Here is a 16,993-nt window from a genome sequence, read left to right as displayed (position 1 = left end):
CCATATGATTTGAAAAGCTATCCCATATTGGGATAGCTTTTTTGCGGAAATGCCTTCCAGTTATGTTTTGTTGGTTCGGGGTGACAATATGATTAGGTCTGGTACACGGGAGGGGCAAGATGGAAAACCGCGAGCGCAACAAAGAGCTTGATGATTTAGTAACCTATGATACTCCTGTAGGTATGCGAGATGCTCAAGATGAAGAGTTTGCACAAGAGTCAGCACCGTTACTAGGTGATTTAACACCAAGCGGAGAAGGAAACCCAATAGTAACAACACCTGTTGGGGTCCGAGCTGAAGATGATGAAGAATTTGCAGAAGATCAAGCTTTCCCAGCTTTTGATGGCTTATCAGAGGGTAATGATGAGCCTGAGGTAGATCCCGTTGGAGTTCGGAATGATTTTGATGAGGAGTACGCTCAAGAATTAGCTCCCCGGTCAGACTTAGCCGACAAACGTGTAAATCGCGATGAAGATGACACTGCTGATCGTGGAAGGGGCTTGGGCATCACATCGATCATTTTGTCTGTACTTTCCTTCTTCTTTTTACCTTATATCATGGCACCCGCAGGAATTATTGTCGGTGTCATTAGTGCCCGCCGTGGAAGTGCACTAGGCTGGTGGGGTGTAGCAGTTGGAATCGTTGCAATAATCTTGGTTACATTAGCAATCCCGTTTTTAATCTTATTCTAACTAATCACCAGACCCGTTTAAGACCCCAATTACTGGGGTCTTATTCTTTAAATTTTATTGACTCCCATCATTCTCTTCAAAATATACCACCTCTTATCTGTATATTTTTTTGTAATCGATGAAGTAGTGGAATTGTGTAACAACTGTTGACTAGGTTAGAATAAATGAGAAAGTTTCTGATCTGAAGAGAAATGAGGGTTTGAGAATGTCAGAAAAAGAGTATATACGTTCTCTTTTCGTTCATGAGGATGAAATTCTTTATTCGATCTATAAAGGTTTAGAAGAGCGGGAGTTACCACAGATTTCAGTCCCTCCAGAAATAGGGAAAACATTATACTTATTAGTGAAAATGTCAGGTGCAAAAAAAATATGTGAAATTGGTGCTCTAGGCGGATATAGTACAATTTGGTTAGCTAGAGCTATACCTGAAGATGGACAAGTTCTTTCTTTGGAAAATAGACAAGCACATGCAGATTTTGCTATTGAAAATGTAGAAAAAGCAGGACTGAGTAGTCGTGTTACTTTTATGGTGAATGATGCGATGGAAATACTAACTGATTTTGTCCAAAAAGAAGAGAAGTTCGACTTCTTTTTCATCGATGCGGATAAGCCGAACTATATCAATTATTTAGAAAAGGCGATTCAACTAGCTCGGCCTGGAACGATTATTACAGCTGATAATTTACTTCAATCAGGAAGAATTTTTGATCTAGAGGATCAAGGACCATCTCCAACGACTGTCCGCCAGTTCAATGAGAAAATTGCCACAGATCCTCGCTTAGAATCAATCTTGTTGCCAATTGGAGACGGGTTGGGTATTTGTCGAGTCAAGTGACCTACCTTATTAAAACGTTAAGACAAAAAAGAAAAGATTTACGAAAGGTGGTCAAATAGATGGAGCTGTTGTTAGCGACTTTAATGGGAGTTGGATTAAGTGCCGCCTGTGGATTTAGAGTATTCGTACCTTTTTTAGTGATCAGTATTGGAGCAAAGGCCGAATTTATTGAGCTTGGAGAAGGATTTCAGTGGATGACAACAAATGTTGCCCTCATCACTTTTGCAGTGGCTACTTTGCTTGAAGTCTTTTCATATTTTATTCCTTGGGTTGACCAAGCTCTAGATACGATTGCTACACCTACTGCAGTTGTTGCAGGAAGTGTTATATCGGCTTCTTTAATTACAGATATGAACCCCCTACTCACATGGGTGTTGGCGGCAATTGTTGGAGGTGGGACTGCTACATCAACACAACTTCTAACGGCATCGGCAAGAGGGGTTTCTACCGTTTCAACAGGAGGATTGGGAAATCCTGTAGTGAGTCTGATTGAAAATATAAGCTCGATGATTATATCAGTTCTAGCTATATTGATGCCGATTCTTACAGGTGTACTCATCATCATCATGTTGTTTATCTTGTATAAATTGATTCAGTCATTCAGAAAAAAAATGAGAAGGGCCGTTTAACTGGGATAAAAATAACGAACCTGAACTTCAGGTTCGTCTTTATCATTATGTGGATTTCCAGCTGAATTTTTTTATAAATTCCTCGGATTTAGTGGCGATTTTAGGATAGCGGTTACGCAATTTCATTAATAATTTGTTAGCCCAAGGTGTGGTGTGTGATAAGAAATAAAGTCCTACAAGTATAAACAAAATCCCTTGTAAAAAGGGGAGGAAACACCCTAGAATTCCTAGAACGAGGAATGTCCACCCTAATATATTAAACCAAAGTCGTTTTTTCCGTGACAAGGATTTAAACTCCTTTAATGTGAGATGGGTAATCTTTCTGTTCTTAGTATAACCGGTTATATGAGGACGAGCAATGTTGTTTTTCTTATATTTAGTACTTACTTTTCCTCTATTCCATAAAAGGATAAAATAAGAAAATATCAAAGATTCTAGTGGATCAATCCAATACACTGGACTGAAGAAAGAATGCAGGGTAAAGGGAGTTGAGAGTGTGTTTGGAGTTAAAACTTTACTCACACAAGGCTGGTCAGAGGATTCGATTTATGTACCTTCAGGTTTTTTTACATATGCTTGGAACCTATTTTTACCCCATGGTACATGCTCTGTTCTACTTAGTGTAATGACTTTTATTATTCATGGATATACAAAAACAGAAATTGTTGAATTGATGAAAGCGGAAGAAAAAGAGCTTTCTTTACTCCCGTTTTCATTTGAAATCCCTAAGTTTTTTGAATGTGAAGAGGAGAAAGAAAAATTTTTTGCGATTTATGAGCGGGAATTAGCGGTTCGTCATGTACTTCATCGTTCTCATTTTAAATACCCAAAAACGATGATCCAATGGATTCATCTTCTGATACAAGTAGGAATACTAGGAGAAGTCCGAAGAGAAGGTAAGATTTATCTAGATATGGTTGTCCATCCATTTCCTTTACCTGAGGATGTATTGATGATGGATGAACTGGAAGTTAGACAAATTCATGCCTATCGCAAGCAAGCAGAATTATATATGGTAACTAATAGGGAACAATCTTTATGAAAAAGTGTGAATTTGCTACGATATATTTATAGGGAGGGAAAATGACATGGCGCTTGCTACCTTTGGAGCTGGTTGTTTCTGGGGAGTGGAAGAGACATTCCGGCAGATTCTAGGCGTGAAGGAGACATCTGTAGGATACATGGGAGGAGAGACCGAGCAACCGACTTATGAAGAGGTTTGTACGGATCAAACGGGTCATGCAGAGGTCGTTCATTTGGAGTATGATCCAACAGTGATCTCATACGAGGATTTACTAAAAGTATTTTGGGAGAATCATAATCCAACTACCCTCAATCGACAAGGTCCCGATGTCGGGACACAATATCGATCTGTCATCTTTTATCACACTGAAGAACAAAAAGAAATTGCAGAAATATCATTAAAACAACTGGATCAATCAGGGCGTTGGAAGAACCCTATTGTGACACAGATTGTACCCGTTGCCGCCTTTTATCGTGCAGAAGAATATCATCAACGTTATTTACAAAAGCGTGGGTTCAATAGTTGTCATATGTAAGTAGAATAAGATAACAAACACTCAGCTTTTCTGGTTTTAAGGAGCTGAGTGTTTGTTTTTTCTATCTTTTTATGAGGCAATGGAGTCAGTTTGGTCAAGTTTTTGGCTTGTTTTTAGTTTCCGAAAAACAAAATAGAAATAGGAAGCACCCACAATGTAACAAATCGAAGTTAAAGCAAAGTTAATGGCATATCCCCAATAAGTTCCATGAGTCGCTACCATAGATGTACTGAACGGCCCGGTAACTGCCCAGCCCACCATGAAAACCATCTGTCCAAAGCTATTGGCTAATCCTTTAAAGCGATGGTCTACCTGTTCCATAAGCATGGTGGAAGTAATGGGATTGGCTGCGTTCATCAGCGCTTGTCGAATTAAAAATCCCACACATGCGAGCCAGAACAGATTTGTAAAGCCTGTAATCAATAGAAAAGGAATTGATGCTAGTTGGAGAATGACTACTGTCTTTACTTGTCCCCAACGACTAACTAACCAAGGACCAATCATCATTGCTACTGCGGTTGCCGCTTGACCTAAAGAAACGATGAACCCAATGGATGAGTGGCTAGCTGAGAAGCGATCACTAAAATATAAATTTAGATAGGGAATGACGAGTCCAGACCCAATTCCAATTATGAGGTTGGCTAAAGTGAAGCGGAAAATTAAGCGTGCTTGAGAGCGATGTGTGGATAATAATAGCTTGAATGAACTTTCCTTGGTCTGAGGCAGGTCTACAGTAGGCTTATTCTCTTTAATGAATGATAAAGGGATAAATCCCAATAGAGAAAAGAAACATCCCACTAATAATGAGATACGTACACTCATCAGCCCACTAAAACCCCATCCATAGTGAAATAGATCAGAAATGACCCCACCACCCAAATTTCCAATCACTTGAGCCACCATCGTTAATGCGAAATTTAAGCTAAACAAATGAATTCTCTGTTTGGGGCTTGAATTCTCAGCTAAAAAGGGAATGGCAGTTACTTGGATAAAAGCAGTAAAAAAGCCAGTAATAAAAGCAAACAGAAGTAATGAGTGTTCTTCTATGACAATCGCACGAATCCCTAGACTTGCCGAAGCAACTATTCCACCCCACAAAAAAAGAGGTTTCCGTCCTAAGCGATCACTTAATATTCCAGCAGGAACAAGAGCGATCGCTGTAGCAATGGAGGTGATTGAGATGATACTGCCATTAACACTAGCTACATGACCAATCTCTTGGATATAAAGATTGTAGATGACAGAAAAAACACCCAACCCAATTTGAAAAAGAATATTTCCGATAAAAAACCATTTGATATTTTTATTAAACTCTCTGAAACGCTCCGTGTAGGCATATATTTGACTGATCAAAGCTCTCCCATCCATTTCTGCCTAAGAAAATTTCGCTATCCTAAATAAATATAGCAAAAGATATCACTTCTGAATATGTGCACAAAAAAATTAGAGTGGAAAAAATCTATCGCTCTTGATTTGCTTTCTAAGTTACCCTATGACATCTTAAGTAACAGATTGATCTAAATTCCGTCGGGTCGATGTTTCGCTGTCTCACTCTCGTAGCGAATCCGCAAAAGTTGTTCGTCTGAGAAGCATCTCTCCTCTTAGATTCAGAGGATCAAGTAGCATGATTTCCAATTCATTCAGTTGTTTTGCTCAAGTCGATTTACAATAAAAAATGGGCCTCTTACGTGCAGTGTCAGGGGTTTTGTTTTGTGGTATTATGGTGAAGTTATGGGAAAGGAAAGGAGGGCGAAACAGTGATTTATTTAGATAACAGTGCTACCACACGTGTTTATCCAGAGGTTGTTGATGTAATGACCAATGTCATGCAAAAAGTATTTGGAAATCCTTCTTCTTTACATGGTCTAGGTGTGCAAGCGGAGCGACTTGTAGATCAAGCCAGAAAAGTTGTTGCCCAAGTATTACGAAGTTCTCCCCAAGAGATTCTATTTACTTCTGGCGGGACTGAATCCAATAATATCGCAGTTAAAGGAATTGCTGAGCAATACTGCCAACGTGGTAAGCACTTAGTCACAACGGAGATTGAACATGCATCAATCCATGAAGTGTTCCGGCATCTTGAGAACAGAGGTTGGAAGGTTACATATCTTCCTGTAGATTCATGGGGGAGAGTCTCTCCAGATGATGTGGAAAAAGCACTAACAGATGAAACCGTTCTTGTCTCAGTGATGCACACCAATAATGAGACTGGCACGATTCAACCGATTCGAGAGATTGGGAAGAGATTAAAGAAATACCCCAAAGTATTTTTCCATGTTGATGCTATACAGTCATTTGGAAAAATAGATTTGATTCCTAGTCAATCACAGATCGACCTTCTTTCCTTTTCAGGTCATAAACTTCATGGTCCTAAAGGGGTTGGGGGGCTTTATATTCGTAAAAACTTATTACTGACCCCCTTACTTCATGGAGGAGGACAGGAGAGAGGGCTGCGTTCTGGAACTCAAAATGTTCCAGGGATTGCTGGGTTTGCTAAGGCATTAATCATGACGCATGAGCAACGACTTGATTTTTTACAACGAACACAAGAGTGGAAAGAATTATTGTTGAAAAAATTAAATAGCTCACTATCCCAATTGAAAGTAAATGGAGATTTACAGAGGGATGGTGGAGCTTCTTATTTGTTAAATCTCTCTTTTCCAGGTTTGAAGTCTGAAGTTCTTGTTCACGCATTAGAACAAGAACAAGTTTATGTATCAAGTAAATCGGCCTGTTCCTCGAAAGTAGAGGTGTCTAGTCGAGTTCTTAAAGCAATGGGATTATCAGATCAAGAATCGATTGGTGCTATTCGAATTAGTATGGGATATGATACTACGAAAGAGGATATAGAAAAATGTGCAGAAGCACTTATTCGAGTGATCCCACGATTACAACAAGTCATGAGGGTGCATAAATAATGAAAAGTAATACCATCTTACTTCGATATGGCGAGTTAGCGTTAAAAGGAAAGAATAAGGCAGCATTTGAAGATCGACTAGTCCAAAATATTCGCCGTCAGTTAGAGCCTTTTAAAGGGGTTTCTGTGTTTAAATCACAAGGTCGAATCTATGTAGAGAGTCAAGAGTCATTGGTGGATGAGATTATTGAGGAACTGGCCAATGTATTTGGACTTGTTGCTTTTAGTCCAGCGATTCGTGTTCACTCTACCATCGAGGAAATTGAACAGGCTGCTTTAGCATATACACAACAGCAACTACCTGAGATTCGTACTTTTAAAGTTATTAGTAAACGAGCTGATAAGCGTTTCCCTATTCGTTCACAAGAAATGAATCGCCGGTTGGGTGGGTTCCTATTAGATCATATCCAAGATTTACATGTAGATGTTCATCAACCTGATCTTCCGCTTCATGTGGAAATAAGAGGAAAGTATACTTATATCTATGGTAAAGATTATGCAGGCCCAGGTGGATTACCTGTAGGTGTAAGTGGACGTGTCATGCTGTTATTATCAGGAGGCATCGACAGTCCAGTAGCTGGCTATTTAGCGTTAAAACGTGGTGTTGAGCTTCATGCGGTTCATTTTCATAGTTATCCCTTTACGAGTGAACGGGCTAAGCAAAAGGTGATTGATTTAGCGCAAATTCTGACTCGATATGGTGGCTCCATCCGATTACATGTAGTTCCATTTACAGAAATTCAGACAGAAATTAATAAGCATTGTTATGAATCGTATTCGATTACGATTATGCGTAGAATGATGCTTCGTATTGCCCAAGAACTAGCTAAGGAAAATAAAGCCTTAGCCTTAGTCACGGGCGAAAGTCTTGGACAAGTGGCTAGTCAAACCTTAGAAAGTATGAATGCCATTAATGAAGTCGTTCAGATCCCCGTCCTTCGCCCTTTAGTGGGAATGGACAAGCATGAAATCGTGGATATCTCTAAAAAAATTGGAACTTATGAAACATCAATTTTACCTTATGAGGATTGCTGTACGGTTTTCTTACCTAAAGCTCCTAAGACAAAGCCAGATAAAGATGTAGCGGCTCGACAAGAAGCTAGGTTTGATGTGGAAAAATTGGTTCAAGAGGCTGTTCTAGGGACAGAAGTGATTGACCTCTCACCCGAGAGGGATCTGGATCATGAACTTTCGTTTTTTTAAGTTGTTGTCATGAATGGGATGAGCCCAAAGAAAATGCTCAATATGAGAAAATGAGTATCAAAGCGATTACTGGTTTTAATCATATTTTTAGGTGTATCTTTCTAAACTAAGGACAAGGGGTAAGAAACCTTTTTAGTGAATTTGGAAATGGAATGAGACCTTACCACTTTGGTTATTAGATCCAGTGGATTAGGTTTTTTCAGATATAGGCTCTAATGAGAAGGAGTTTTATTCGTTTACCTGAATCCCTTGTTCGTGATGGTGTTTTGGATAAATTAAAGGAGAGAACCTATGGATACTCAATTTTTCTCAGATCCAGAAATTTTGCTTGCCTTATTTAATATTATTATTGCGGATATTTTATTAAGTGGAGATAATGCAGTCGTTATTGGAATGGCTGCACGAAATCTACCGAAAGATCAACAAAAAAAGGCAATTTTATTTGGAGCGGGAGTAGCAGTATTATTGAGGGCTTCTTTGACGATTATTGCTACTTTTCTTTTAGGAGTTCCATTACTTAAAGCGGTTGGTGGAGTCCTTTTACTGTGGATCGCCATGAAGTTATTGCTTGAAGATGAAGGGGAAACGAACGCTCATATTTCCGGTGGGACAAACATGAAAAGTGCGATTAAAACGATTGTGATCGCCGATGTCGTGATGAGTTTAGATAATGTATTGGCAGTTGCTGGGGCTGCGAAAGGACATATGGGCTTGGTGTTATTTGGATTAGCTTTAAGTATTCCAATCATCATGTGGGGAAGCAGACTTGTCTCTTTTATCATGACCAAGTTCCCATGGTTGGTTTATGTAGGATCAGGAATTCTGGGCTATATTGGTGGACAGTTGTTAGCAGAAGATCCAATGGTGTTTAAAAGTGTTTTGCAAAGTGAAGAAGTTTATACGACTGTCATCCCGATCGTTACGGCTATTTTGGTTCTTGGAGCCGGATTTATAATTAAATGGAATCAATCTAGACATAAAACAGTTTAAATATTGTTTTGGCTGTTTTATTTATTTAAGCTAAGTTTCGCATATAAAAAAAGAGGTTTCCATAATTGGAGACCTCTTTTTTTATTGGCTGGGAAGGAAGGGATCGAACCTTCGAATCACGGAGTCAAAGTCCGTTGCCTTACCACTTGGCTACTTCCCATTATTGTTTTATAAACTTAGTATGTGCTTATTTTTTTATCTTATACGAGAAGGTTGCATAAAAAACGTGGATGCAGAGGGGGATTTAATGTTGTAATAACCTCCTGTATGAAAGGGCAAGAAAATAATTTGTCGAATGAAGGAGGAATTTGGAAAAATAAGGCGAATAAATTATACAAAATTTTACTTAATTATTTAACTTGAGCCAAATCACTTGAATGAATTGGAAACTAAGGGGCTTGATCCAGAGAACCTAGGAGGGGAGATGTTTCTCTGGTGAACGACTTTTGCGTATACGTTACGAGAGTGAGACAGAGAAACAGCGACCTGACGCGACCTGATGGGATTTGGATCGATCTGTTACTTAAGATGATCGCTTAGAGTTAATTAATCATTTGTGAAAAGAGAGGATAGAAGTGGATGTCATTTCGTTTATCAACGAATTATTTCACCAAGCAATCAAACAAAGAGCTAGTGATATTCATATTGAACCCCAAGCAGATTATTTACGTATACGACAGAGAATCGATGGCTTTCTACATCAAACAGATCAAGTTCCTATGGAGTTTGCTTCAGCGATCTTATCACGACTGAAGGTGATGGCACACTTAGATATTGGTGAAAAGAGAATTCCCCAAGATGGTGCCATGTCCATTCACTGTTTGGACGATACAGTGGATGTAAGGCTTTCTACGATTCCTACCCTTTACGGAGAAAAAATGGTACTACGTATATTAGCTAGCCATTCTGAAGCTGTTGTATTAGAGGAGTTAGGGTTAGAAGACGAAGAAGGACAACGAATCGAACAGCTTTTAAGAAGGTCTAGTGGTTTGTTAGTGGTAACGGGGCCTACAGGTTCAGGAAAAACAACTACTTTATATGCAATGATGCAAAAGCTGAATCGAACTGAAATTAATTTAGTTTCACTTGAGGATCCGATCGAACTGCAACTTCGAGGAATTAATCAGATTCAGGTTCAACCGAAGATCGGATTTACTTTTGCCCAAGGATTAAGAGCTGTTCTTCGTCAAGATCCTAATGTGATTATGATTGGGGAGATTCGTGATCGTGAAACAGCTGATATTGCAATTGGTGCTGCGTTAACAGGTCATCTTGTATTATCTACTTTACATACTGTCGATGGAGCGAGTGCCATCACTCGATTGTTAGATATGAATGTAGAGCCTTATCGGATTGCAGCCTCTTTATCAGGAGTGATTGCCCAGCGTTTAGTACGATTGATTTGTATAGAGTGCAAGGGAGTTGGATGTGATCGATGTAGTGAGACAGGGTATCGAGGGAGAAAAGGTGCATTTGAAGTGATTACAATCGACGAAGAGGTAGAGCGAATGATTATCCAAAAATCCACCTTAACACACCTTCGTCAGTATTTTCGTCAACAAGGAATGCGTTCGCTCAATCAAATCCTAGAGTTGAAGGTTCAGGAAAAACAGACTACTTTTACTGAATATTTGCGGGTGATGGATGATGTGGAAAAAGAAAAGATGGAAGTCTGAGCAAGTGGTTTTGTTTAGTCAACAACTTGGAAATTTACTTGCAAGCGGGATTCCTTTGTTGGAAAGCATTCAATTGTTAATAGATCAACAATTAATTGCAAAACAACAAGGAGAATGTCTGATACATATGATTCAACAGGGTTCTAGTTTTTCAGAGGCATTAGAAAAGATACAACTTCCGTATTTGTGTATCTCATTGATGAGAGCCTCTGAGGAATACGGAAATTATGCCCAAGGTTTAAAGCAGTGTGAACAATATTATGAGTCAAAAGCTAAGCTGTACCGAGAGTTAGTACAAGCTTCTCTTTATCCAGCAATAGTGTTGATCTTGGTAGGAATTGCATTTGTATTTATGATTACAGTTGTTTTACCTAATTTCTCAGAGCTTTATACAGTGATGGGGATTGAATTACCTCTAGTTACACAAGGGTTAATCATTGCTTACTCCTATCTTCGCATTCTAGTCTTTTGGGTTTTTATTGTGTTTGTTCTATTCCTGATCTTTGTGATATTGATCCGAAAAAGCTCTAAAGAAATGAGAGCTCACTGGGAAAAGAGGTTATTTTATCTTCCATGGATCAAGAAAATATATCGATATCGATTTACTCATTTTTATTCATTGCAATTAGGTTCTTTGCTTCAAGCTGGCATCCCATTACTCTCTTCACTTAATCTAATTGAAAGAACTGCTCCATGGGCAAGTCTAAATAAAAGTATTCAACATACTAAGGAACAGTTGATGAAAGGAATGCCATTATATACTGCGATTCAGTCCAAGCCCGATATCTTTTTACCTACATTAACAAAGATGATTGCATTAGGAGAACAATCAGGGAGGTTGGATGAATCACTACTCAGTTTAGCTAAAAGTATTGAGTGGATGATGCGAAGAAAGGCGGAACAATGGACAAGAAGCCTTGAGCCGATCTTAATCTTTGTTATCGGTGTCTGGATTGCAATTACAGTTATTTCTATGTTTTTACCTTTACTCCAACTGGTAAAGGCAATCTAAGGAGGAGATCTTTTTGAAGTGGAAAAACAAGCTTCATGAGGAACATGGATTTACGTTGATTGAAATGTTAGTGGTTCTCTTTATTATTGGGATTATTATTACGATTGCATTACCTAACTTGAAATCTGCAGGGGAGTCGGCTCAGGAGCGTGCTGACCAAGCGAACCGAAGACTGATTAGCGCACAAGCGGATAATTATTATTTGGAATATGGTGAATATCCTTCTAATGTCGATGAGTTGGTGAAAAGAGGTTATCTTCGATCTGTTCCGCCATGTCCAGGTGGAAAAGGGAAATATGTTATAAACTCATCCCCAAAGGCTTCTCCTGAGGAGCGGATTTACTGTAAGAAGAATGGGAAATAGAAATGATTTTCGCAACGATGCAGGTTGGACATTCGTCGAGTTAATCATTACCTTATCAATCTTGGGTATGATCGTAACGTTATCTTACCCAGCGTTTGCTCATTTAGGTGAAAGGATGGAGCGGGAATTATTTCTTGATTTTTTAGCTTCTGACTTACAATTTGCTCGTACTGAAGCGATCAGTAGAGAAGAGGAAGTGAAAGTCATTTTTAAAAGTTCCCAACACCAGATGATAGTTCAACAGAAAAATACGATTCTCAGGCAAACAAAGATTCCAAATCGTTACCTTATTACCACAAATTATCCACAGGATGAGATGGTATTTAGGAAAAGTGGACAAGTCAGAGGAGGAACCATTCAACTATTGTTAAATGGTCAAAGGGTTGGAGAGGTTCGAGTTCAAGTGGCTTCAGGGACTCCTGAGGTGGTGATTGAACCATGAAGAAATTGTGGCAAGGAGAAAAAGGATTTACCCTCCCAGAAATGATAACAGGGTTATTCATTTTAGGGATACTAGTTTCATTTACCATACCGCTTTTTAGTGAATTAAAGTCACAGCAGTTAAGAGACAAAGCAAAAGGTGAAGCATTGGCACTCCTTCAAGGAAAGATCGAAAAGGTGCGAGAAGTAGCTTCCGCAAATGGAGAAGAAAAGGTGAATAGCCGTAATCAATCATCTCTCACCTATCATCTAAAATGGGAAACGAAGCACCCCTCTAGTTCATTAAATGAGGTGAAAGTAGAAATTACATGGAAAGATTCAAATGGAAAAACGCAAAGATACCATCTCGTTACGCATTATTTCGCTCCTTCTGTCAACAAGAAGAAGGATTTACTTATATTGAATTGATCATTTCTCTTTCCATCCTATGTTTTTTACTCCCTTCTTTGTTTTTGATTTCGCATACAGTTGAGATGGAAGTTAAGCAAATGGTGGGTACCCATCGTTTAAAAATGGAGTATCTATCTTTCATGAATTGGGTACAAGAAGAGATCAAACAGGGAAAAGGATTCCACACAGACCAACAGCAAGCACTCATCTTTGATTTATCCAATGGAGACCAGATTCGATATCAATTAAAAGGTCGAAAGATTATTCGAAGCGTGAAAGTCAAAGGAGAAAATACTTTTCAAGGCTATACAGTTTTGATGAACCATGTCTACATGGTTGTTTTCATTCCAGATCAAAATAGAGTTACCTTCGATATTGGTTTACAAAATTGGCATACCAGTTTAGAGATCATGACCACGATTTCGGGGAGGTCAGACCTCAATGCATCTGCGAGATGAAGAGGGAATGGTTTTACCCATTGTATCAGCAGTTTCTATCATTATTTTTATTTTGGTGTCTTTGCTAATCGCAGAATCAATTAGAAGTCGGCAAACGGAGAATTTATACTGGGAAAAGTTACGTGTCCAGTATGCAGCAGAAAGTGGAATTGCTTTGATGCAGCAAAGATTAAGTAAAAGTCAGGATCGATCCAGTGAAGTTGAATATCAAGTAGATGGACTCAAAGTTCATGTGAAGGTAAAAGCACGTGATTCAGATCAGATTCATCTACAAGCAACAGCATTTGGCTCGTTAGGAGTAAAGCAAACGGTTCAAGTGTATCTCTCACCTCGTACACTAGCTATTCAAAAGTGGTTTCGATAAGATAAAAACTGGGTGAGTGAATGATGAATACAAAAAAACACTTGATTTTAGTTGGATTTATGGGGACTGGAAAAACAACCGTGGGTAAAAAACTCTCCAAACAGATGGAAATCCCATGGGTTGATTTAGATCAGTGGTTTGAGGAACAACAAAAGATGACGATTGATGAGTATTTTACTACTTACGGAGAAGATTCATTTCGACAAAAGGAATCTCAACTTCTTTGTAAAGCACTTGAGCCGTCGCATTCTCCCACAGTAGTGACAACAGGGGGTGGCATTGTTCTAAGATCAATCAATCAGACCCAAATGAAAGAAGCTGGTTGGGTGTACCAACTGACGGCTTCTCCTTCAGAGATCATACGTCGAGTCAAACAGGATCCCCATCGACCTCTGTTAAAGGGAAATCCTGAGACACGTGTAAAACAATTGTTGAAAGAACGAGAGGGTATGTATGACTTTGCAGACTGGATGATTGATACCACCGACCGAACGATTGATGAAATTGTACAGGAGATCCTAACCCATTGGCAGACAAATACAGTTTAAATCTCTCCATATGCGTCGATGCTATAGATGAGGTGTATGAATATGTCATTTAGAGATTGGTTTACTTATTTATTGGAGCGAATGGTTTGGTTTATGGAAACACCTAGAACTGAAAGAAAAGCGATTAAAAAATCAAATCGAGAAGCTTGGTCTACAAGATGGTTTGGGATGATTCCTTTTTCAATGAAAATGTATGTGGATAAACAAAAAAGCCGTTTGCAACGTGGACGGTTCACTGAAAAATAAAAAAATGAGTTTATTTTTCTCTTTAGGATTTATCTTTTTTTCAAAAAATGACTGGACAAGTACAGAGATTACCTTTAGTTTTATGTTAAGGAGCTAGGTTAGCTCCTTTTTTGTTGTAGATGTATGGTATACTTTTTTTATGAATTGGGAGTAAGGTACTTGCCGATTCATTGACTATGCCATTCTACTGAAGCCTCTAATCAGTTGGAGCTTGTTGCATAAATGGAATAAGGAATAAGACATTCGTTCAAAACTTAAAGTGATCTGTGACGGGTTGATGCAACAACCGCATAAATTGAGTATCATCAGTGGAAACTTCTATGTATGAATAAAAGGAGCGATTGCTTCATGTACCATCGTACGGAAACTAGACCAGTTAAAGTTGGAAATATACAAATTGGTGGAAATGATCAAGTTGTAATTCAGAGTATGACCACGACTAAAACACATGATGTAAAAGCAACAGTCGCCGAAATTAATCGTCTTACCGAGGCGGGGTGTCAAATTGTTAGGGTTGCTTGTCCAGACATGAGAGCAGCTGAAGCGATACCTGAAATTAAAAAGGAAATTTCAGTGCCTTTAGTTGCTGACATTCATTTCGATTATAAATTGGCCCTCAAAGCGATTGAAGGTGGAATTGATAAAATCCGAATCAATCCAGGGAATATTGGTCGCCGTGAAAAAGTAGAGGCTGTTGTAAAGGCAGCGAAAGAACGTGGTATTCCAATTCGAATTGGTGTAAATGCCGGATCACTCGAAAAAAGAATTTTAGATAAATATGGATATCCAACGGCTGAAGGTATGGTAGAGAGTGCTTTGTATCACATTGGAATCTTAGAGGACTTAGATTTTCATGATATTATTGTCTCCTTAAAAGCCTCTGATGTCCGTTTAGCGATTGAAGCTTATAAAAAGGCATCTGAAGCGTTTAATTATCCCTTGCATTTAGGAATTACTGAGTCTGGAACCTTATTCTCAGGAACAGTTAAAAGTGCCGCAGGATTAGGTGCTATTTTGTCTATGGGGATTGGGAACACGATGCGGATCAGCTTAAGCGCAGACCCAGTTGAAGAAGTAAAAGTAGGGCGTGAACTGTTAAAATCATTTGGATTGGCAGCCAATGCAGCGACCTTAATTTCTTGTCCAACCTGTGGACGGATTGAAATTGATCTGATCAGTATTGCGAATGAAGTTGAGGAGTATATTTCCTCCATTCACGCACCGATTAAAGTGTCAGTCCTAGGTTGTGCCGTTAATGGTCCTGGTGAAGCAAAAGAAGCAGATATCGGAATCGCAGGGGCTCGTGGAGAAGGACTTTTATTCCGCCATGGTGAAATTATCCGCAAAATCCCTGAGAAAGACATGGTCACCGAATTGAAAAAAGAAATTGATAAATTAGCAGAAGAATATTTTCAAAAACAACAGGCTGAAAATGCGATCCATGCAAAATAAAAATGCTTGAATCAGCATTACAACCCTTAGTTAAAATAACTAAGGGTTGTTTTTGTATAAAAAAAGAGTCCCTTTCCCATACTAACTGTGACCCAAATTAAAGGAGGACAATCATCATGGGTAGAGTAGCATTAACCTTAGTGATTGTTGGTGCGATTAACTGGTTATTAGTGGGGATTTTTCAATGGGATTTAGTTGCAGCCATTTTTGGTGGCGATGCAATTCGTGAATCTTCAGGATTTAGCCGCCTCATTTATACCTTAGTTGGCATAGCAGGAATTTATGCAATTAGATACCTGTTTACAGATGATCGTACCCGAGCTAATGTAGAATAAGATAATATTTATTTTAAACTCTAGACGGTTTTGTCTGGAGTTTTTACTTTTTATTTAGATTGAAAACGAATGACTTTTGAAATCAATGACTATTGCATATAATCGACTATGGGAGAGTTAAAAACAATCAACACCCAGATCAGAAAAAATAGAGGTGTCTTTATGAAGCCAATTATCGGAATAACAATGTCTTTGGAAGAAAACAAACAATTTACGGCCCGTCAATATACGGATGCTATTATTCAAGCTGGAGGAATTCCTGTCCTATTACCATATACAGTGGATCAAACAGTCATCAATCAGTGGGCTCATTATATTGATGGATTGCTACTAACTGGTGGGGGAGATATTGACCCTATTTTGTTTGATGAAGAACCCATCCCAGGTTTAGGAGGCATCGAGCCAGAAAGAGATGAGATGGAGATTGCTTTAATTGAACAATGCATGGTTCATCAAAAACCGATTTTTGGAATCTGTCGGGGTTGCCAAATCCTCAATGTTGCTTTAGGTGGAGATATGTATCAAGATCTTCCAAGTCAGAAGCAAGAGTTACTTCAACATTCCCAACGAGCACCTCGAAGTCATGGTGCTCATCTCATTCGAATCGAAGAAAATACTTTGCTTCATCAAATCATTGGTAAAATCTCTACAAAAGTAAATACTTACCATCATCAGGCCAATCGTAATCCTGCCCCTTCACTAAGAGTGTCCGCAACTGCTAGTGATGGTGTGGTTGAAGCGGTTGAAGGAACTTCCTATCCATTTATGATCGGAGTTCAATGGCATCCTGAACATATGACTCAAACCACGGAGGATGCGAAAAAATTATTTCAAGCCTTTGTTCAAGCATGTAAGTAATCAAAAAGAAGACCACTCCTAAAA

The 16,993-nt window shown here is 38.8% G+C and carries 22 protein-coding genes and 1 tRNA gene; 20 read left to right on the top strand and 3 right to left on the bottom strand.

Annotated features, from left to right (window positions below; genetic code table 11):
• Nucleotides 1-119 precede the first annotated feature (119 nt).
• The 3 genes from EDD58_RS06805 to EDD58_RS06795 all read left to right on the top strand — a co-directional run bounded on the left by EDD58_RS06805 (nucleotide 120) and on the right by EDD58_RS06795 (nucleotide 2,156).
• Nucleotides 120-692, top strand: coding sequence for a DUF4190 domain-containing protein (locus EDD58_RS06805; protein WP_131924109.1), 573 nt, complete (start codon nucleotides 120-122; stop codon nucleotides 690-692).
• A gap of 205 nt (nucleotides 693-897) precedes the next feature.
• Entirely contained in the window at nucleotides 898-1,527 is a 630-nt protein-coding gene (locus EDD58_RS06800) for an O-methyltransferase (RefSeq protein WP_131924108.1), read from the top strand.
• Between the two features lie 59 nt (nucleotides 1,528-1,586).
• Nucleotides 1,587-2,156 (top strand): DUF4126 domain-containing protein, encoded by a 570-nt coding sequence (locus EDD58_RS06795; protein WP_131924107.1) that lies wholly within the window; start codon nucleotides 1,587-1,589, stop codon nucleotides 2,154-2,156.
• A gap of 45 nt (nucleotides 2,157-2,201) precedes the next feature.
• Here the strand turns inward: EDD58_RS06795 and EDD58_RS15340 are convergent, their stop codons facing one another.
• Nucleotides 2,202-2,612, bottom strand: coding sequence for a PGPGW domain-containing protein (locus EDD58_RS15340; RefSeq protein ID WP_424321658.1), 411 nt, complete (start codon nucleotides 2,610-2,612; stop codon nucleotides 2,202-2,204).
• A 40-nt stretch (nucleotides 2,613-2,652) separates the two neighbouring features.
• On the opposite strand from EDD58_RS15340, the gene EDD58_RS06785 reads away from it, so the two are divergent.
• Nucleotides 2,653-3,198: a DUF6042 family protein gene (locus tag EDD58_RS06785; RefSeq protein ID WP_131924106.1), complete on the top strand. Its 546-nt coding sequence runs from the start codon at nucleotides 2,653-2,655 to the stop codon at nucleotides 3,196-3,198.
• 46 nt (nucleotides 3,199-3,244) lie between these two features.
• Complete coding sequence (gene msrA, locus EDD58_RS06780; RefSeq protein WP_131924105.1) at nucleotides 3,245-3,715, top strand: peptide-methionine (S)-S-oxide reductase MsrA; 471 nt, start codon at nucleotides 3,245-3,247, stop codon at nucleotides 3,713-3,715.
• A 69-nt stretch (nucleotides 3,716-3,784) separates the two neighbouring features.
• On the opposite strand, the gene EDD58_RS06775 is transcribed toward msrA, so the two are convergent.
• Complete coding sequence (locus EDD58_RS06775; protein WP_243648668.1) at nucleotides 3,785-5,068, bottom strand: MFS transporter; 1,284 nt, start codon at nucleotides 5,066-5,068, stop codon at nucleotides 3,785-3,787.
• A gap of 404 nt (nucleotides 5,069-5,472) precedes the next feature.
• Here EDD58_RS06775 and EDD58_RS06770 point away from each other — a divergent pair, with 404 nt between their 5' ends.
• The 3 genes from EDD58_RS06770 (at nucleotide 5,473) to EDD58_RS06760 (ending at nucleotide 8,825) form a co-directional block, all read left to right on the top strand.
• Nucleotides 5,473-6,633 carry a cysteine desulfurase family protein gene (locus EDD58_RS06770; RefSeq protein WP_131924103.1) on the top strand — a complete coding sequence of 387 codons (1,161 nt, stop codon included), beginning with the start codon at nucleotides 5,473-5,475 and terminating at the stop codon, nucleotides 6,631-6,633.
• On the top strand, nucleotides 6,633-7,835 hold the full coding sequence (thiI, locus tag EDD58_RS06765; protein WP_131924102.1) for a tRNA uracil 4-sulfurtransferase ThiI: 1,203 nt from the start codon (nucleotides 6,633-6,635) through the stop codon (nucleotides 7,833-7,835). Before EDD58_RS06770 ends, thiI begins: the two co-directional genes overlap by 1 nt.
• A 291-nt stretch (nucleotides 7,836-8,126) precedes the next feature.
• The gene (locus EDD58_RS06760) at nucleotides 8,127-8,825 is read left to right on the top strand and encodes a TerC family protein (RefSeq protein WP_131924101.1); all 699 of its coding nucleotides are present in this window, start codon (nucleotides 8,127-8,129) and stop codon (nucleotides 8,823-8,825) included.
• A gap of 85 nt (nucleotides 8,826-8,910) precedes the next feature.
• On the opposite strand, the gene EDD58_RS06755 is transcribed toward EDD58_RS06760, so the two are convergent.
• A tRNA-Gln gene (locus tag EDD58_RS06755) sits at nucleotides 8,911-8,985 on the bottom strand.
• A gap of 415 nt (nucleotides 8,986-9,400) precedes the next feature.
• Between EDD58_RS06755 and EDD58_RS06750 the strand changes: the two genes are divergently transcribed.
• From EDD58_RS06750 to EDD58_RS06695, 12 genes are all read left to right on the top strand, one after another.
• Entirely contained in the window at nucleotides 9,401-10,501 is a 1,101-nt protein-coding gene (locus EDD58_RS06750) for a GspE/PulE family protein (protein ID WP_165875853.1), read from the top strand.
• Nucleotides 10,473-11,513 carry a type II secretion system F family protein gene (locus EDD58_RS06745; RefSeq protein ID WP_165875852.1) on the top strand — a complete coding sequence of 347 codons (1,041 nt, stop codon included), beginning with the start codon at nucleotides 10,473-10,475 and terminating at the stop codon, nucleotides 11,511-11,513. The genes EDD58_RS06750 and EDD58_RS06745 overlap by 29 nt, the downstream gene beginning before the upstream one ends.
• A gap of 13 nt (nucleotides 11,514-11,526) precedes the next feature.
• Nucleotides 11,527-11,877, top strand: coding sequence for a competence type IV pilus major pilin ComGC (locus tag EDD58_RS06740; RefSeq protein ID WP_165875851.1), 351 nt, complete (start codon nucleotides 11,527-11,529; stop codon nucleotides 11,875-11,877).
• A complete protein-coding gene (locus tag EDD58_RS06735; RefSeq protein ID WP_131924097.1) occupies nucleotides 11,867-12,319 on the top strand; it encodes a GspH/FimT family pseudopilin in 453 nt (150 codons plus the stop codon). The genes EDD58_RS06740 and EDD58_RS06735 overlap by 11 nt, the downstream gene beginning before the upstream one ends.
• The gene (locus EDD58_RS06730; RefSeq protein ID WP_131924096.1) at nucleotides 12,316-12,726 is read left to right on the top strand and encodes a pilus assembly FimT family protein; all 411 of its coding nucleotides are present in this window, start codon (nucleotides 12,316-12,318) and stop codon (nucleotides 12,724-12,726) included. The genes EDD58_RS06735 and EDD58_RS06730 overlap by 4 nt, the downstream gene beginning before the upstream one ends.
• A gap of 122 nt (nucleotides 12,727-12,848) precedes the next feature.
• The gene (locus EDD58_RS06725) at nucleotides 12,849-13,166 is read left to right on the top strand and encodes a hypothetical protein (RefSeq protein ID WP_131924095.1); all 318 of its coding nucleotides are present in this window, start codon (nucleotides 12,849-12,851) and stop codon (nucleotides 13,164-13,166) included.
• A complete protein-coding gene (locus tag EDD58_RS06720; protein ID WP_131924094.1) occupies nucleotides 13,150-13,530 on the top strand; it encodes a hypothetical protein in 381 nt (126 codons plus the stop codon). Before EDD58_RS06725 ends, EDD58_RS06720 begins: the two co-directional genes overlap by 17 nt.
• Before the next feature lie 23 nt (nucleotides 13,531-13,553).
• Nucleotides 13,554-14,078 (top strand): shikimate kinase, encoded by a 525-nt coding sequence (locus EDD58_RS06715; RefSeq protein WP_165875850.1) that lies wholly within the window; start codon nucleotides 13,554-13,556, stop codon nucleotides 14,076-14,078.
• A 42-nt stretch (nucleotides 14,079-14,120) separates the two neighbouring features.
• Nucleotides 14,121-14,324 carry a YqzE family protein gene (locus tag EDD58_RS06710; protein ID WP_131924092.1) on the top strand — a complete coding sequence of 68 codons (204 nt, stop codon included), beginning with the start codon at nucleotides 14,121-14,123 and terminating at the stop codon, nucleotides 14,322-14,324.
• Between the two features lie 348 nt (nucleotides 14,325-14,672).
• Complete coding sequence (gene ispG, locus EDD58_RS06705; RefSeq protein ID WP_131924091.1) at nucleotides 14,673-15,776, top strand: flavodoxin-dependent (E)-4-hydroxy-3-methylbut-2-enyl-diphosphate synthase; 1,104 nt, start codon at nucleotides 14,673-14,675, stop codon at nucleotides 15,774-15,776.
• A gap of 116 nt (nucleotides 15,777-15,892) precedes the next feature.
• A complete protein-coding gene (locus tag EDD58_RS06700) occupies nucleotides 15,893-16,111 on the top strand; it encodes a DUF378 domain-containing protein (RefSeq protein ID WP_131924090.1) in 219 nt (72 codons plus the stop codon).
• A gap of 108 nt (nucleotides 16,112-16,219) precedes the next feature.
• Nucleotides 16,220-16,969: a gamma-glutamyl-gamma-aminobutyrate hydrolase family protein gene (locus EDD58_RS06695; RefSeq protein WP_341539266.1), complete on the top strand. Its 750-nt coding sequence runs from the start codon at nucleotides 16,220-16,222 to the stop codon at nucleotides 16,967-16,969.
• Nucleotides 16,970-16,993 lie beyond the last annotated feature (24 nt).

The sequence above is a fragment of the Hazenella coriacea genome (assembly GCF_004341825.1).
GTDB classification, from domain to species: Bacteria; Bacillota; Bacilli; order Thermoactinomycetales; family Thermoactinomycetaceae; genus Hazenella; species Hazenella coriacea.
This window is presented reverse-complemented; position numbering and strand designations above follow the sequence as displayed.

Excerpts from the sequence above, each read along its gene's own strand:
- EDD58_RS06700 (WP_131924090.1), top strand. The coding sequence starts at position 15,893 with ATGGGTAGAGTAGCATTAACCTTAGTGATTGTTGGTGCGATTAACTGG.
- EDD58_RS06710 (WP_131924092.1), top strand. The coding sequence starts at position 14,121 with ATGTCATTTAGAGATTGGTTTACTTATTTATTGGAGCGAATGGTTTGG.
- EDD58_RS06745 (WP_165875852.1), top strand. The coding sequence starts at position 10,473 with ATGTGGAAAAAGAAAAGATGGAAGTCTGAGCAAGTGGTTTTGTTTAGT.
- EDD58_RS06795 (WP_131924107.1), top strand. The coding sequence starts at position 1,587 with ATGGAGCTGTTGTTAGCGACTTTAATGGGAGTTGGATTAAGTGCCGCC.
- msrA (WP_131924105.1), top strand. The coding sequence starts at position 3,245 with ATGGCGCTTGCTACCTTTGGAGCTGGTTGTTTCTGGGGAGTGGAAGAG.
- EDD58_RS06800 (WP_131924108.1), top strand. The coding sequence starts at position 898 with ATGTCAGAAAAAGAGTATATACGTTCTCTTTTCGTTCATGAGGATGAA.
- thiI (WP_131924102.1), top strand. The coding sequence starts at position 6,633 with ATGAAAAGTAATACCATCTTACTTCGATATGGCGAGTTAGCGTTAAAA.
- EDD58_RS06715 (WP_165875850.1), top strand. The coding sequence starts at position 13,554 with ATGAATACAAAAAAACACTTGATTTTAGTTGGATTTATGGGGACTGGA.
- EDD58_RS06695 (WP_341539266.1), top strand. The coding sequence starts at position 16,220 with ATGGGAGAGTTAAAAACAATCAACACCCAGATCAGAAAAAATAGAGGT.
- EDD58_RS06725 (WP_131924095.1), top strand. The coding sequence starts at position 12,849 with ATGAATTGGGTACAAGAAGAGATCAAACAGGGAAAAGGATTCCACACA.
- EDD58_RS06730 (WP_131924096.1), top strand. The coding sequence starts at position 12,316 with ATGAAGAAATTGTGGCAAGGAGAAAAAGGATTTACCCTCCCAGAAATG.
- ispG (WP_131924091.1), top strand. The coding sequence starts at position 14,673 with ATGTACCATCGTACGGAAACTAGACCAGTTAAAGTTGGAAATATACAA.
- EDD58_RS06760 (WP_131924101.1), top strand. The coding sequence starts at position 8,127 with ATGGATACTCAATTTTTCTCAGATCCAGAAATTTTGCTTGCCTTATTT.
- EDD58_RS06735 (WP_131924097.1), top strand. The coding sequence starts at position 11,867 with ATGGGAAATAGAAATGATTTTCGCAACGATGCAGGTTGGACATTCGTC.
- EDD58_RS06720 (WP_131924094.1), top strand. The coding sequence starts at position 13,150 with ATGCATCTGCGAGATGAAGAGGGAATGGTTTTACCCATTGTATCAGCA.
- EDD58_RS06805 (WP_131924109.1), top strand. The coding sequence starts at position 120 with ATGGAAAACCGCGAGCGCAACAAAGAGCTTGATGATTTAGTAACCTAT.